The following is a 15,401-nucleotide window of genomic DNA, read 5'->3' as shown; positions in this document are numbered from 1 at the left end:
AAAAGGGTGGGAATTCTATATGAAGAATAAAACATATAATACTAAAGAAATATTGGAGGTTTTGTTTAAATCCTGGTCTTTAGAATCCAGTTCAAAATGGAGTAAAGAAAATGCCGCAATGGGACAATGCGGCGTAACGGCATTAGTAGTAAATGACATATTAGGCGGAGAAATAAATAAAACTAAATTGCCTGGTGGATGGCATTTTTATAACATTATTAATAGAAAGCGATATGATTTTACTGATACTCAATTTAAAGAAGATATCCTGTATATGGATACTCCTTCAAATAGAGAAGAAGCCTATAATGATACCAATGAAAAACAGTATAAGTATTTAAAACATCAGGTTTTCCTTAATTTAAGTAAATAAAATAAATATCAAGATATTATCATAAATAAATAGACGGCCTCTCATGTTACTAAAAAAAGGAGAATAGCCGCTTTTTTTTATTTTATTTTGGTTCTGGTCCATACCATTTTTCCATAGCTTAGATCGAGGTTATCCAAGTTGTACTTTTTCCTGCAATGAAGCTTCTTCATAATTCTAATATCGCACTTATAAAACGCCTACTAAATATGGAATATAAAACGACAACAGCAAATGTTAATAAAAGGTATACCATGAATAAAAGTACGCCTTACTCTATATCAAAGACATTGGAATCGCGCGTTTTTTGTATAGTTAAGTATTATACATTCGAAGATCGTTACTCAATTATAGCCTGTGGTATTCAATAATAAATTAATGATTATCTGCATTTAGTTTTGGATAATGGTGAGCCGAGGCATTCGGAAATTAAGTATGTGCAGATATTCAGTAACTCCCTTTTTATATTTATTTAATACTTATACGACGTACGATTATCACATTTAAAGTAGCCAACAACTGCTAAACAATAAGAAACTAACAAGGAAAAAGAATTATTTTACATATTTATCTCTTCTTTTATTGTTCCAGATAATAAATAATGGTAATAATACAGTGACCGGAATATATAAATACTGGAAATGATCTCTAAGAAATTCTACAACACGGATATTTATAAAGCCTATGCTTCCGAAAAAAAGAATAATATGCAATAAAGCCATCGCCAATTTTGGGTGCTTCCGCTCTTTTCGAAAATATGTTATTCGAATACTTAAAATAATTAGGCTGCATGAAATAATGCTCCAGGCGAGCCACATATATAGAAAGAAAACATCTAGTCTTTTGACAAAAGTAACTTCAGTTGATTTTAAAATGTATAATACTGGCTCAGTAATATATGGCAAGGATGCTTTGGCGAAGTACATTTCTACAATAAGAATTATAAAAGTAACAAATAGTGTAATAATAAGTTGGTAAATTAAGATATCTTTAAAACGCACCTTATCTTCGGTCAATACAAATTTTCGTAATATTAAATAACTCTCTAAACCTGTAAATGAAGATAAGCCAAAAAGGGTCCCCTTTATCCATTGGTGACCAGTACTTGTTCCAATAGGGAATATTTGAGAAAAAGATAATTGTGGTAAAGTATAAGATAAAAAAAATACAAATATAAAGACAAAAGGTATTAAAAAAACGGGCATGTTTACAACAGTTGAGGGTCTACTGACGCTGATGTAATAAGAAATAAACAACATTATTACTAATGTAATCGAATTAGGTGTTTTCTGTTCTACCCATATATTCAAGGTATATTGCATATAAATGAAAGAGAAGATCAGTAAAAATATCCAAAATAAAATAAAAATCCACCGTGTTAGTTTCCCAGGTTCAAAGTATTTGTAGAATTTTTCATATAGGCATAACTGAAAAAAAATTATTACTGCAGTGATTAAGAACATTATCCAACTATCACGACCGCTAGCATTAATAAGTATTTCTGGATATGCAATAAATATAATACCTGTTGTTCTAAAAAAGAGCATGAGAAACAGCTGAACTTTTGTAATAGTAAAATTCATGTTTTCTTTCCTTTCGGATCAAAACTGCTTGGTTGTGAAGTTGATCTTGAATGCTTTTTGCGGTATATAATTTGTGGAATTTTCTTAGGCTCAAAAGGCACAATTGGCGAAAAATATGGTGATTTTAAAGAGCTTAAATTACATAAATGTATCGTAAGAATTAGGAAGCCAGCCATTATGCCGAAGAAACCAAAGAGCGCAGCTGCGAACATAAATGGGAAACGCAACACTCGCACAGAGGTATTTAACTCTACCGATGGTACGACATAGCTAGATATCGCAGTCAATGCTACAACTATTACTACCATGTTGGAAACTAATCCAGCGTTGATTATGACATCTCCAACCACTAATCCACCGACAATACCTATGGTTTGAACCAAAGATTTTGGTAACCGTATACTAGCCTCTCGAATTAACTCAATGATCATTTCAACAATTAATGCTTCAACTATTGGCTTAAAAGGAATTTCACTTATATTTATTTTGAGTTTCTTGCTTAATTCGATAGGGAGAATTTCATAATGATAACTGACTATAGCAATATACAAGGCAGGTAGATAAACAGCTGTAAGGAAACTAGCGATTCGAACCATTCGATAAAAGGACCCTACAATAACACGGCTATTAAAATCATCAGGCGATTGGTAAAATGAAAATAATGTGACAGGTGCAATATATGCAGTAGGCGAATAATCGGTCATTATAACAATTTTTCCTTCAGAGAGATTAGCAAATACTCGGTCTGGTCTTTCTGTATTCATAATTTGAGGGAAAGGTGAATAGGGAGAATCCTCAATGAAATCATTCAACTGGCCAGATGTATATAAACCATCCGCTTGTTCTTTTATTCCTTCTAACTTTCGTTCTAAAGCAGAGAGATTGTCTTGGTTAGCAAAACGGGCTAAATACATATAATAAATATCTGCTTTGTTATCTATTCCAACAGTCACTTTTTTTACGATTAAATCAGGCACACGCATTCTTTTTCTAATTAGCGCCAAATTTGTGTCCTGATCTTCAACAAAACCTTCATGAGCACCTCGTAGGATAGCTTCGTTTATCGGCTCATCTGGAGATCTATGAGGTAGATTTGGCATTGTGAAACATACCATTTCTTGAGATCTCAATAAAAGTAGCACCGCGTATCCTTGACAAACATATTCTACTAACTTTTCGAGGTTATAACTTTCTTGATGAGTGACTGTTGTCGCATCCCAGTCTTTTTCATTAAATGTTGTTTGCACTTTCAACGTATTCACTATATCTTGTACATCTTTTACATTGACCATTGAACTATAGTAGCAAAGAATGGCATATTGATCTTTTGGGAACGAGATTTCTCTTGCTACAAAATCAACTGAATTATAAAAAGTGGCTTTTAATTTTTAATCATCGATTCTAGTTGGAGCATAACTTCCTCCTCTTAGTCTTTTGCTTTTGAATACAAAAAGACCATTACTTTCTATTACAAATCTTATTTTTCATTATGTGATAACTTATACTGTTTCAAACAAATAAAAGCTATAGAAAAAGTATTGGGTTTTTATATACAAAAAAACACAAACATGCTAAATATACTTAGTTTAATAAATGGCTTATCGAACAACCCAGAGCATCGAATTTACGCACTTACTGCGTTTATTTGGTGTTCCTTTTTTATTGCTTTAGTAAGGGGGGACTAGCAATGGAAGAATGGGCAGTTAACTTGCTTGCAAGAATATAAAAAGAACCGCGCAGTGTTACATCAGATATAATGTATCAATTAGGTCCTGATTGGTCAGGAGATAAAATTGACTTACATCAAATAAAACCTGTAGCATATGGAGGTAGCTCGAAACTAGCAAATTATATGGCAGTTCCTCGAGAAAAACATAAAAAAATCACCTCATGGTTTAATGATTATTAAAAACGAATTGTGGAGGTAAATATGTCAGAAGTAAAAAAGGTATTAGAGAATCTTAAAAATCAATTAGATGAAAATCTTACTCGATTAGACCCAGAAGGTTTAGTTGGACGTGATGGTACTATAATACGTGAAAAATGCATTTTTAACCCACCTTCAAATATAGAAGAAATTTCTTCACTTGAAAAAGAGTTGGGGATAACTATTCCACAGGATTACAAAGATTTCCTTTTATATCATGATGGAATGACACTTTTTAAAAGCTATCTTGCTGAATTTAAATTCTTTAGCTTAAATGAGATGCGAGAAAATTTTTTGATTGTTCAAGAAGATTGCAAAGAATTTGTTCTTGAATTAACAAAAAATTACCCAATAGGTGAATTTTCAGACATTGGATATATCATGATTGATAATGACAAGGTTACAAAAGAATCATCAAAGGGTGCTATATACGTGAATCATATATCCCCAGAAGAAACAAACGAGTCACTTGTATCTTTTGTGGAAAACATTATAGATAAAACAGGTGAATTCTTCTGGGAAGATGCAAACCTTCCAGAATATTAATCTTTCTATTTAAGCAATAAACCTGGTTTTGCTCTTGTTGCATATCAAGATATTTTATACATTTAGTGAAATGCTAATTATTGATGAAGAATTAATGCTTGTTGTGCAGCAAATCGAAAAAATCATAGTAAAAGAATTACCGATGTTTCCTATACAATAGGAAATTAATGAGCTATATAAAACAACGCGGCTTTCCATGTAACTAAAACATGTGAATAGCCGCGTTTTATAATAAGAGAAAGTTTGTTTTAAACCAAAAAATCACGTAAAAAATGAAAATCCGTGAAAAAATATGTAATTCGAGATAAAATAGAAGAGCACAAACCTTATAATTCAAGGGATTATGAAGGAATATGAAAGGGGACGAAATTATGAACCCATACGAAGAATATATGCAAGGCATTGTACAACCAATGCGAGATGAATTAGTGAACGCCGGTTTTACGGAATTAAGAACGCCGGATGAAGTGGCTGAACATATGCAAGAATCGAAAGGTACCTCATTGATTGTTATTAACTCTGTATGCGGCTGTGCGGCCGGTCTTGCACGTCCAGCAGTTATTGAAGCTATACAGCAAGCTGAGTATAAACCGGATCACTTAACGACAGTGTTTGCTGGTCAAGATGCTGAAGCGACAATGCAAATGAGGGGCTTCTTTGAGGAAGTGCCACCAAGCTCTCCTTCTATTGCTATTTGGAAAGATGGACAGTTGGCTTACTTTATTCCCCGTGAACAAATTGAAGATCATGCAATGGAACAAGTGCGCGATCATTTAGTAGGCGTGCTTGATCAAATATGTGCGGAATAAAAACTATAGTAACAACAGTGGGAAGGCCCAACCAGCATTCATTTGAATTAGCGGAAAAAGCCTGTAAAGCACTTGAACTACCATTCATCGAAAGAAAGAAGAAGTCTCTTCAAAAAATAGCGGAAGAACATCATGCAAATTTAATTGTTGCGGGTAAACTCTCATATGAGTACCTACCATTTGAATCTGAGGAACCTTTTTTCTTTCATCCTAGCTCAGCTGCCTTTCGCTTGAAACGGATAGCGAGGGGTGAGCATGAGCCTTTCTTGGATGTAGCCAAACTGCAAAAAGGAGATACCTTTTTAGATTGTACGTTAGGGCTTGGCTCGGATAGTATTGTGGCCGCTTATGCAGTAGGTGATATAGGATTAGTCATTGGCTGTGAAGGCAACCCGAATGTAGCGTTTATTGTACGTGAAGGCCTGCGGTCGTATGACAGAGCGCAATTGCCGCTACTTTCTTGTATGGATCACATACAAGTTGTTAGTAGTTTAGCGATTGACTATCTTAAACAGCAACAGGATAATGCATTCGATGTCGTTTATATGGACCCTATGTTTGAAGAGACAATAGAGGAGTCAAAAAACTTTTCACCGTTGCGTGTTGCAGGACTGCAAAATTCATTAACAGATGAATGGGTGGATGAGGCAAAAAGGGTAGCAAAAAAGCGAGTTGTGTTAAAAGCTCATTTCCGTTCTCCGTTGTTTGATCAATATCGTTTCACACGAGACATTCGCTATAATGCAAAATTTCATTATGGTGTGATTGAACTATAGGCCTGCGATTATTAGCAGGCTTTTGTTATACAAAAAAACAGTGGATACTATCCACTGTTTTCTCCTGAATTTCAGGTTTGTAGTTTGTTTTAAAAATTAGGGTACTCTAAACTAATGACCAAAACTAGCACTCAGTAAGGGTTTACATCCCTTGCTGAGTGCGTTTGTTTTATAATCGCATTAGTCTGTAATACAAAGAGACATTAAATAGAATAATAGCAATAAAAATCCGATACCCATTGCGATTGACATAAAATTTGCCCTCCTTTTGTACAAAAACGAACGCTTTATTTTGCATTAAGGGCAGTGAATAATTAAAAATGAAGCCCGTAAATGCCCGAATGGTTCTACTACCAATCTGATTGTCCCAGATTGCAGTGTCACTTTATTTCTACTATATTGTACAATGATTTAGAAAAAGATGAAACCTTTACTTCTGATTTTCGTATATACTAATAAGTGAAAAGACAATATTTGTTCAACGGCAGGTGAAAAGTATGAGAAATAAACTTCAAAAATTCCTTGTATCAACAGTCGCCGTTCTGACTTTAGGTGTTATCACATCTAATCACTCCATTTGGGAAAACTTATTAGAACACGGCGAAAGTCATAAAACGCCTTATACAAAAGATGTTTCAAAAGAATACATACAACATGCTCAGCCAGAAGTAGACCAATTCACAATGTCTGGTCAGCTAATAGATCAAGCAAAAGAACAATCATATTTAAAATTTGGGAATCGTATTGGTCCTAAGATAAGCAATGAATTTGATCATATTATATTTCCCAAGATTGAAGAAGCTATTCATATGACAGTGGATCATCTGAATGTCAACGAGATGCGTGACTTGGCGATGACTGAAAAACCAAGTGGTGACTATTCTGAAAAGATTTTTCATATTTATCAAGCATCATCAGGACAAGATATGATTCGTTTCCATGTACGAACGGAACGCAGACCAGTAGATGGCTATTACTACAATTTTCATTATCACACTTATAAAGACAAATTTGCTTCTCATAACAATCTAGGTGAGATTTATTGGTCTAAAGATACACCACCAAAATGGTTAAGCTAAATTCTGAATATTAAAGAAAAAATTTTGTGTACTCAATAGAAGTATACGTTATCTATATTTCTACCAATTACTTTAAAACATCTTATCTTTTGCAATAACAGTTTGTCAGTAAAGATAAGTTCGTGAATGGCTTCTTTTTTAAAAGGAAACAAGTACTTTAACACAGATATGCTTATAAAGATTTGGCGTCAATAGAAATAACAAAAAGCTAAATTGTTAAATAAAAGCCAGATGCAAAGTAAAAATGCATCTGGCTTTTTGTTTTATTTTACGTTATTTCTCGTCAATGTTATCATGAAATAGATAAATAAATTGGAGGCTATACTTAATGAAACAATACCAAGACCTTTGCCGCCATATTCTAGAAAACGGAATCGAAAAGGGTGACCGTACAGGGACTGGCACAATTAGCGTGTTTGGCTATCAAATGAGATACGATTTGCAAGAGGGTTTCCCCTTAATGACAACTAAGAAAACCTCTTTCCGATTAATTGCAACCGAGTTGTTATGGTTTTTAAAAGGTGATACGAATGTACGTACACTAATCGAAGAAAACAATCATATTTGGGATGAATGGGCTTTTGAAAAATGGATTAAAAGTGATGCATATGAGGGGCCTGATATGACAGACTTTGGGCATCGTGTATTAACAGATGAGACATTTAAAAAACAATATGAAGAACAGATGGCCATTTTTCAACAGAGAATATTAGAAGATGAAGCATTTGCAAAGGAATTCGGCGATCTTGGTCCCGTTTATGGCAAACAGTGGCGCTCGTGGCCTGACGGTATGGGTGGTACGATAGACCAAATACAAAATGTTATTGAATCTATTAAGAAGAATCCTGATTCCAGACGGCATATTGTAACAGCTTGGAATCCTGCAGAAGTAGAGGACATGGCGCTGCCTCCATGCCATTCATTCTTTCAATTTTACGTAGCGGAAGGTAAACTCTCTTGCCAGCTATATCAACGAAGTGCAGATGTTTTTCTAGGTGTTCCTTTCAACATTGCTTCGTATGCACTTCTTACCCATTTAATCGCTAAAGAATGTGGTCTAGAAGCTGGGGATTTTGTTCATACGCTGGGTGATGCTCATTTATATAAAAACCACTTGGATCAAGTGAAGGAACAACTTTCACGCAAGCCCAAGACATTGCCAAAGCTTGTTATTAAAACGGACAAGAATTCAATTTTTGATTATGAAACCAAAGATTTGGCTATAGAAGGATATGACCCTTACCCGCGCATAGCAGCGCCTATTTCTGTCTAAGGAGATGAGTTTATGATTTCATTAATTGTAGCGCATGATGAAAATCGAGTGATTGGTTATCAAAATAAAATTCCTTGGTATTTGCCAGAGGATCTTGCATTTTTCAAAAAAACAACAATGGGTAAACCAATGATTATGGGGCGTAAAACATTCGAATCTATCGGCAAGCCATTGCCTGGAAGAACAAGCATTGTTGTGACAAGAGATCCATTATATCAAGTAGAAGGTGCAACGGTGGTACATTCTTTTGAAGAAGCTTTGAAAGAAGCAGAAAAAGAAAACAAAGAAATTATGGTAATCGGTGGAGAGCAATTATTTAAAATGGCGCTTCCAGTTGCAGATATCTTGTATATAACGAAAATACAACATGCCTTTAAAGGGGATACATACTTCCCGGTCTATGGTGATGAATGGAAGAAAGCTTCTGAGTCAGAGATACATGAAACAGAAGACCATATCAAATATTCTTATATTGTCTATAAAAAATCATAACTTAAAATAACGTAGAATATCTATAGTGGATATGGGTAATTATTTAATTATGGTGTTATTAAACTTTCAAGGTATCTCTGCATATTGTATAGATAAATACTTCACAAAAAGTTCTTATTCTCCCCCAAACAATTGACAAATGTCACATGTTTGAACAGCTGTAGACGGGTAAAATAAAGTATAAATACTTAAAACAGTGGATGGAATAAAAGGAAGTGTCATTATGGGACGAATTCAAATTGTAACAGATTCGACTGGAGAATTAACTAAAAGTGAAATTGAACTATACAACATTCATGTTGTACCGCTATCAATTCAAATAAATAATGAAACATATATAGATGGTGTTAATTTAAATCCGATTGAATTTTTAGAGAAAATGGCAGAGTCTACTGAATTGCCTAAAAGCTCTCAGCCAGCAGTAGGGGTGTTTAAAGAGTTATTTGATGAGATTGGAAAGAATGGCGATGAAGTATTAGTTATTACTATGACAGGAAGTATGAGCGGCACCGTGAAGTCTGCGGAAGCTGCAGCTACCATGACTGATACAAATGTAGTCGTTGTTGATTCTCGATTTACTTCATTTGGGCTTGGCTTTCAGGTGTTAGAAGCAGCACAGATGGCTAAAGAAGGCAAAAGCATGGATGAGATTCTACAAAGAATCGACTATGTGCGAGAGCATACCCACCTTTTTGTTGTAGTAGATACACTCGAAAACCTGGTTAAAGGCGGACGTATCGGAAAAGGGATGGGCATGATCGGTTCTTTATTAAACATTAAACCGATTGCCAACTTAGAGACAGGCGACTATAATCCTGTTGCGAAAGTGCGAAGTCATAAACAAGTAGTCAAATATCTAACCAATCAATATATCCAAGACACAGAGGGACGTGTTGTTCGAGGTGTTGGCATTGCACATGCGAATGGTTTAGAGATGGCAAACCCTCTAAAAACTAGGATTGAAGAGACAGGCTATCATGATGTAAAATTTGGCTATACGTCGCCAATTATTAGTACACATACAGGGCCAGGTGCAATTGGCTTTTCTTACTATACTGATTAATTTAGGCGGCAGGGAAGTTCCCTGCCTTCTTTCATTTTGAGCGACAGAGCCGATGTGAAAGGAGGGCAAAATAATGAAGAAGTGGATAGTTTATTTGCTGTCTGTTGTAATGCTCGCTGGCTGTGAAACACAGGACGCCGTGCATAATATAAAAGAAGAAACCAAAAAAATATTGGTGACACAAATGTTTAAACCCAAGGATGTCCAGTACGTAGCACTCGGGGATTCGCTAACCGAGGGAGTAGGCGATGAAGCGGAAAATGAAGGATATGTCGGTCGTTTAAAAACCGATATGGAAACATGGCAAGGTGTAAGATCTGTGACAATCCATAATGAAGCTAAAAAAGGTAGAAGAAGCGATCAACTCATTGACCAATTACAATCTGGGAAGCTTGACGATACACTGAGGAAGGCTAATATAATCACGTTGACTATTGGCGGTAATGATTTAATGAAGATTGTACGTGAACATATCACAGAATTAAAAAAGAAAGACTTTGATAAAGGAAGACCCAAATTTCAGCAGCGTTATGAGACCATAATGCAAATGATTAGGGAACGTAATCCAATAGCCCCTATCATCTTGATCGGTGTATATAATCCGTTGACGATCTTTACCAAAGAAGAGTCGGAAATGAACACAATCATGGATGAATGGAATTCTGATATTAGAGGCTTTGCGGATGATGATCCATATGCTGTTTTTGTAAATGTAGAGGATTTATTTGATACAAACGCGAATTTGGTTTATCATACTGATTTCTTTCATCCCAATGCTAGAGGGTATGATCAAATGACTGCTCGCATTATTGAAACACTTGAAGAAGAAAATCTAAAAAAACTATCACAAGGACAATTTGATTTTCAGGAGGATAGTATAGATGAATAAATGGAAAATAGCCTTTCTATTGCTCTTAACACTTGTGATTGTAGCTATTGTATCATTCTTCTATTTAATTACAAGACCGATTGATACAACGCCTAATCCAACTGTTAAGCAATTACCTAATGGCAGTCATTTAGAAGTACAAACGACCAAAAAAGATTTTGAAAATATGGCAAATCGATTGATTGAAAGTTCGATGAAAACGTCTAAAATTCCAGTCACAATGGAAGTTGATCAAGACGTCACATTAAACAGTACATTGACCGTATTTGAAATGGAATTGCCGATTACCATGACGTTTGAACCCTCATTAGAAGAGGGTAATTTACTCTTGAAACAAAAAACTGTTGAAGTTGGCATGCTTGATATACCGCCAAATACAGCTCTCAAACTATTGAAGGACTCCGTTGATTTGCCTAGCTGGATGGTGATTCAGCCGAAAGAAGAACAAATTTATTTTAATCTTACGGATATTGATATCCCTCTTGGTGAAAACTTAATAGGGCATGTACAAGCAAAAGAATTCAATTTAGATAAGAATCGCATTATACTTGATGTAATCATTCCTACTAAATAGGGAGGGCGTAATATATGTCAACATCTATTGCAACATTTGCAGGAGGCTGTTTCTGGTGTATGGTAAAACCATTTGATGAACAGTCAGGTATTGAATCCGTCATATCAGGCTATACAGGAGGTTATGTTGAAAACCCAAGCTATGAGCAGGTATGCACAGATTTAACTGGTCACTATGAAGCAGTACAAATTACATTTGATCCAGAAGTTTATCCATATGAAAAGTTAGTTGAAACATTCTGGACGCTTATCGATCCAACCGATGCAGGCGGCCAGTTTCATGATCGAGGCAAATCCTATATGACAGCGATATTTTATCATGATGAAGATCAAAAGAGAATTGCAGAAGAGTCTAGAAAGAGACTAGAGGAATCAGGGAAATTTAATAAACCCATTGCGACGAAAATATTAGAAGCTAAAAAGTTCTATCCAGCCGAGGAGTATCATCAACATTATTATAAAAAAAACCCGACTCATTACGAGCTTTATTCCATTGGGTCAGGAAGAACAGCATTTCAACAGCAAAATTGGGGGTCTCATAATGAATAAAGAGGACAAATTGAAAGAATTAACGCCGCTGCAATACCATGTTACTCAAGAAAGAGGGACAGAAGCTCCTTTCACAAATGAATATGATGAGCATTTTGAAGAAGGGATTTATGTAGACATTGTTTCTGGAGAACCGCTCTTTACGTCGAAAGACAAATATAACTCTGGGTGTGGTTGGCCTGCCTTTACTAAACCTATCAAAGAGGAACAAGTTTCCGAACATAAAGATACAAGCTTTGGTATGCAGCGTATAGAAGTACGTAGTAAAGAGGGGGATTCTCATCTTGGTCACGTATTCCCAGATGGGCCGCAGGAAACAGGTGGACTTCGTTATTGCATTAACTCAGCAGCACTTCGTTTCATCCCTAAAGAAGATTTAGCTTCTGAAGGCTATAGCGAATATGAAAAACTGTTTGATTTATAAAAACGATAAAAGAAGGCAACAGCGTAATACAGCGTTGTTGCCTTCTTGGGTGTTACTTATAAATAGAAAAGTACTCTACCGGGTTTGTGCAGATAAAATCTGTGTCTGGGATCTGTTTACTGGATTCATTTAATTTGTTTAATAGATGTATCGTAGAAGCAAGAGATGTTTCATCCTCTTCCTCTAGTAGAAATGCAACACCGTATGCAAAAAGAGAGCCCTTCACTTCATTTTGCCATTTGAGTACTCCATTTAAAATGAACTTTTTGTTTAAAAGGATAAAACAAAATTGATATTTCATCTGAGGTTGTATGGCCAAATTCATCGATGAGATAATTTTCATACCGCCAAAGCTGATATTTTCGATGAGAATCTTGTTTGAACCTACTTCGACTTTTTCGTTTTGCATTTCTATTAAGGTCATATCTGCTTGAACGTAAGTAGGTAATTGAAAACGTATAAATGCACGCCGTTCCTGGTCAATTATAGTGAGTTTACAGGCACTACTAGGAGAAAGAGAGCCAGTTTTTAGAATTTGATAGAAATCTTTTTTTTGTAGAGGCTTTGAAAAAAGATAACCCTGTATATAATGGCAGCCATTATGGAGTAAGAATTGTAACTGTTCATATTCTTCTACACCTTCAGCCACAACAGTCATTCCCAGCTCTTTCGCTAAATGGATAATCGAAAGTATGATGCCTTTATCCACACTACCCTCACTGGTTATATGCCGTGTGAAAATTTGGTCAATCTTGATAATATCTGGTTTGAAAGTCCGGATTGACATAAGGGAAGAATAACCTGTCCCAAAGTCATCTATTGCTATTTTAATCCCTAAATCTCTTAATTGTTGAAGTGAAGACAACACATTTTTTTCATTCTGGAGAAGAGTACTTTCAGTGATTTCTAATTCGATAAATGTTGCTGAAATATCATATTGAGAAAGTAGAGTTTTTACATATTCGGCTAACCCTTTTTTCATAAAGCGTGTTGGTGAGATATTAATAGCAATTGGTTTTAAATCAATTCCCTCGTCTTTCCAGTTTTTAAGCTGGGCGCATACTTTTTCAATCACCCAATCTGTAATAGCATTTATGAGGTGGTTTTCTTCCGCTAAAGGTATAAACTCACCGGGCGAAACATATCCCCATTCAGGATGATTCCAACGTAATAGTGCCTCCGCTCCGTATATAGCACCACTGATCGGTTCAACTTGAGGCTGATAAAAAATTTCAAATTCCTCATTGTTAATCGCTTTCCGCATATCTTGATCTAAATTATATTTTTTATAAGAATGGATACTGTCTGTATATGAATATACTTGATAGTTTGCTTTACCTTGCCGTTTTGCATGATACAATGCTGAGTGCGCATTTTCCAGTAATGTTTGCTTATCTGTACCATCTATACCATAAAAGCTAATGCCAATACTTGTTGATAGATGCATTTCAAATTCCTGTATGGTTAATGGTTTTCTACTTACAGTAATAAGCATTTCAGCTAATGAGTATACCTCTTCCTTATCTTGGATTTTCCAAAGTAATACGATAAAATCATTGCTATTGAGCCTTCCGAAATAACTGTTTGGAGGCATTAGTTTACTAAAACGATTTGCAAGAGTTTTCAACGCTTCATCACCGATATGATAGCCTAAAGAATCATTTATTATATTTAACCGGTCAATATCCAAATAAAGCAAAGCAAATGGGTGTTTTCTGTTACATAAGCTTTCCATCACTTCGTAGATACTGTGCTGATTTGGTAAATTTGTAAGAGCATCATAACGTGCCAAATGGTTGATTTTCTCTTCTAGAAACTTTTCATGGGTGATATCAGTTACAAATCCAAAAAAAATTGTTGCATCTTCCTTTTCATTCGTGGTGGGGATTGTTTGCTCGAACAGCCATTTAACATCACCTGCACCATCAATTAATCGATAGGTAAACTTTGCACTTTCTCCTTTCGCGCTTTTCTCTAAGTAAGGACCGATTTCATGGTGATGACAAGGGTGGACCATATTTCTCCAGATATCTTTATCTGTATATAAAGTTTCTAATGGAATTTTTAGGATATCTTCCATTCCTTTGGAGGCAAAAATCATTTTTCCCGTTTCTGCATCCCTCATCCAAATGCCAGCTGTTAGATTGTCAAAAATAAAGGCATAACGTGCTATAGTATCCTTCAGTTCCGATTCTAGCAGTTTCTCTGCTGTCTCATCTTTAATGACCCCATTTAGTTTATAAGGCTTTCCATTCTTCCATAGGACGACTGCTTTCACTTTTATGTAGCGGAGATTGCCCGTTAAGCCATGATAAATACGAAATTCAGCTGTGTAATCTTTCCCTCTAATAGCCTTTTGCACTTGATCATAAATTAATCTATAATCATCTGGATGAACTAATTTAAAGGGTTCTTCCATTTTCATGCTGGGTGTTTGTGGCAATCCAAAGAGTTTAAAAAAGTGCTTTGAGCATTTAAGACGGTCTTCAGCTATCCAATATTCAAAACTTCCAATTTCGGCTATTTGCTGAGCGTTGTTTAAATGCTTTTGGCTGGAAAGTAAGGTGTCTTTTAATTTCACTTGTTCAGTCATATCACTCATCACTAAATAGACAGCCTCTACCTTATCTTCGTAAATTAATGGGATAAATGTAAATAAGACATGAAGCGTACCATAGTTATCATTAGTAACTTCGATCTCATATCGTTGGGTATGGCCTGAGACAGCATGTAAAAATGCTGTATGTATAGTTCTGTATGATTTCTTTGCAATAGATTCAAAATCTTGTATTTCATTTATTTCCTCACCCAAGATAGGGAAAGTTTCTTTATTCTGTATAATTACCTTCCCACTGGAAGAAAGGATTAGAAAAGTATCTGGATGGTTTTCTGCTAGTGATGAAAGCATATTTAATAGAGCAAAAGTGATTGGACTTTCTTCTTGAGAAAAAGGGTTACTATTAGGTATTAAAGGTGAATTAAAATGAATTAAATTTTCGAAATTTTTATCTGCCAATTCAATCACTTCCTTCTATTTTTTATTAAATA

The 15,401-nt window shown here is 35.2% G+C and carries 14 protein-coding genes and 1 pseudogene; 12 read left to right on the top strand and 3 right to left on the bottom strand.

Annotated features, from left to right (window positions below; genetic code table 11):
• Nucleotides 1-19: 19 nt before the first annotated feature.
• Nucleotides 20-373 (top strand): YunG family protein, encoded by a 354-nt coding sequence (locus tag F0527_RS09260; RefSeq protein ID WP_150284617.1) that lies wholly within the window; start codon nucleotides 20-22, stop codon nucleotides 371-373.
• Nucleotides 374-924: 551 nt separating this feature from the next.
• On the opposite strand, the gene F0527_RS09255 is transcribed toward F0527_RS09260, so the two are convergent.
• Both F0527_RS09255 and F0527_RS09250 read right to left on the bottom strand, forming a co-directional pair.
• Entirely contained in the window at nucleotides 925-1,953 is a 1,029-nt protein-coding gene (locus F0527_RS09255) for a GerAB/ArcD/ProY family transporter (protein ID WP_150284616.1), read from the bottom strand.
• A pseudogene (locus tag F0527_RS09250) lies at nucleotides 1,950-3,326 on the bottom strand (spore germination protein); the annotation flags it as partial. The gene F0527_RS09255 and the pseudogene F0527_RS09250, both read right to left, overlap by 4 nt.
• A gap of 557 nt (nucleotides 3,327-3,883) precedes the next feature.
• On the opposite strand from F0527_RS09250, the gene F0527_RS09245 reads away from it, so the two are divergent.
• From F0527_RS09245 to msrB, 11 genes are all read left to right on the top strand, one after another.
• The gene (locus F0527_RS09245) at nucleotides 3,884-4,426 is read left to right on the top strand and encodes an SMI1/KNR4 family protein (protein WP_150284614.1); all 543 of its coding nucleotides are present in this window, start codon (nucleotides 3,884-3,886) and stop codon (nucleotides 4,424-4,426) included.
• Between the two features lie 371 nt (nucleotides 4,427-4,797).
• Nucleotides 4,798-5,235, top strand: coding sequence for a BrxA/BrxB family bacilliredoxin (locus F0527_RS09240; protein WP_147196843.1), 438 nt, complete (start codon nucleotides 4,798-4,800; stop codon nucleotides 5,233-5,235).
• Nucleotides 5,223-6,011 (top strand): class I SAM-dependent methyltransferase, encoded by a 789-nt coding sequence (locus F0527_RS09235; RefSeq protein WP_150284613.1) that lies wholly within the window; start codon nucleotides 5,223-5,225, stop codon nucleotides 6,009-6,011. The genes F0527_RS09240 and F0527_RS09235 overlap by 13 nt, the downstream gene beginning before the upstream one ends.
• 497 nt (nucleotides 6,012-6,508) lie before the next feature.
• Complete coding sequence (locus tag F0527_RS09230) at nucleotides 6,509-7,090, top strand: YpjP family protein (protein ID WP_150284612.1); 582 nt, start codon at nucleotides 6,509-6,511, stop codon at nucleotides 7,088-7,090.
• A 328-nt stretch (nucleotides 7,091-7,418) separates the two neighbouring features.
• Entirely contained in the window at nucleotides 7,419-8,363 is a 945-nt protein-coding gene (locus F0527_RS09225) for a thymidylate synthase (RefSeq protein ID WP_150284611.1), read from the top strand.
• A gap of 12 nt (nucleotides 8,364-8,375) precedes the next feature.
• Complete coding sequence (locus F0527_RS09220) at nucleotides 8,376-8,855, top strand: dihydrofolate reductase (RefSeq protein ID WP_150284610.1); 480 nt, start codon at nucleotides 8,376-8,378, stop codon at nucleotides 8,853-8,855.
• A 223-nt stretch (nucleotides 8,856-9,078) separates the two neighbouring features.
• Nucleotides 9,079-9,918: a DegV family protein gene (locus tag F0527_RS09215; protein WP_066788113.1), complete on the top strand. Its 840-nt coding sequence runs from the start codon at nucleotides 9,079-9,081 to the stop codon at nucleotides 9,916-9,918.
• A gap of 73 nt (nucleotides 9,919-9,991) precedes the next feature.
• Complete coding sequence (locus tag F0527_RS09210) at nucleotides 9,992-10,807, top strand: GDSL-type esterase/lipase family protein (RefSeq protein WP_150284609.1); 816 nt, start codon at nucleotides 9,992-9,994, stop codon at nucleotides 10,805-10,807.
• On the top strand, nucleotides 10,800-11,381 hold the full coding sequence (locus tag F0527_RS09205) for a YpmS family protein (protein ID WP_150284608.1): 582 nt from the start codon (nucleotides 10,800-10,802) through the stop codon (nucleotides 11,379-11,381). Before F0527_RS09210 ends, F0527_RS09205 begins: the two co-directional genes overlap by 8 nt.
• A 14-nt stretch (nucleotides 11,382-11,395) precedes the next feature.
• A complete protein-coding gene (gene msrA / locus F0527_RS09200; protein WP_150284607.1) occupies nucleotides 11,396-11,929 on the top strand; it encodes a peptide-methionine (S)-S-oxide reductase MsrA in 534 nt (177 codons plus the stop codon).
• Nucleotides 11,922-12,353: a peptide-methionine (R)-S-oxide reductase MsrB gene (msrB, locus tag F0527_RS09195; protein ID WP_150284606.1), complete on the top strand. Its 432-nt coding sequence runs from the start codon at nucleotides 11,922-11,924 to the stop codon at nucleotides 12,351-12,353. Before msrA ends, msrB begins: the two co-directional genes overlap by 8 nt.
• A 52-nt stretch (nucleotides 12,354-12,405) precedes the next feature.
• Here msrB and F0527_RS09190 read toward each other — a convergent pair whose 3' ends face one another.
• Complete coding sequence (locus tag F0527_RS09190) at nucleotides 12,406-15,369, bottom strand: EAL domain-containing protein (protein ID WP_150284605.1); 2,964 nt, start codon at nucleotides 15,367-15,369, stop codon at nucleotides 12,406-12,408.
• Between the last annotated feature and the right edge of the window lie 32 nt (nucleotides 15,370-15,401).

Source organism: Rummeliibacillus sp. TYF-LIM-RU47 (assembly GCF_008638315.1).
Lineage (GTDB): Bacteria > Bacillota > Bacilli > Bacillales_A > Planococcaceae > Rummeliibacillus > Rummeliibacillus stabekisii.
Note: the sequence above shows the minus strand (reverse complement) of the source record. Positions and strands in the feature narration are given on the sequence as shown.

Coding starts and splice junctions, on each gene's coding strand:
- F0527_RS09225 (WP_150284611.1), top strand. CDS start 7,419: ATGAAACAATACCAAGACCTTTGCCGCCATATTCTAGAAAACGGAATC.
- F0527_RS09245 (WP_150284614.1), top strand. CDS start 3,884: ATGTCAGAAGTAAAAAAGGTATTAGAGAATCTTAAAAATCAATTAGAT.
- msrB (WP_150284606.1), top strand. CDS start 11,922: ATGAATAAAGAGGACAAATTGAAAGAATTAACGCCGCTGCAATACCAT.
- F0527_RS09215 (WP_066788113.1), top strand. CDS start 9,079: ATGGGACGAATTCAAATTGTAACAGATTCGACTGGAGAATTAACTAAA.
- F0527_RS09255 (WP_150284616.1), bottom strand. CDS start 1,953: ATGAATTTTACTATTACAAAAGTTCAGCTGTTTCTCATGCTCTTTTTT.
- F0527_RS09240 (WP_147196843.1), top strand. CDS start 4,798: ATGAACCCATACGAAGAATATATGCAAGGCATTGTACAACCAATGCGA.
- F0527_RS09230 (WP_150284612.1), top strand. CDS start 6,509: ATGAGAAATAAACTTCAAAAATTCCTTGTATCAACAGTCGCCGTTCTG.
- F0527_RS09220 (WP_150284610.1), top strand. CDS start 8,376: ATGATTTCATTAATTGTAGCGCATGATGAAAATCGAGTGATTGGTTAT.
- F0527_RS09260 (WP_150284617.1), top strand. CDS start 20: ATGAAGAATAAAACATATAATACTAAAGAAATATTGGAGGTTTTGTTT.
- F0527_RS09210 (WP_150284609.1), top strand. CDS start 9,992: ATGAAGAAGTGGATAGTTTATTTGCTGTCTGTTGTAATGCTCGCTGGC.
- F0527_RS09235 (WP_150284613.1), top strand. CDS start 5,223: ATGTGCGGAATAAAAACTATAGTAACAACAGTGGGAAGGCCCAACCAG.
- F0527_RS09205 (WP_150284608.1), top strand. CDS start 10,800: ATGAATAAATGGAAAATAGCCTTTCTATTGCTCTTAACACTTGTGATT.
- msrA (WP_150284607.1), top strand. CDS start 11,396: ATGTCAACATCTATTGCAACATTTGCAGGAGGCTGTTTCTGGTGTATG.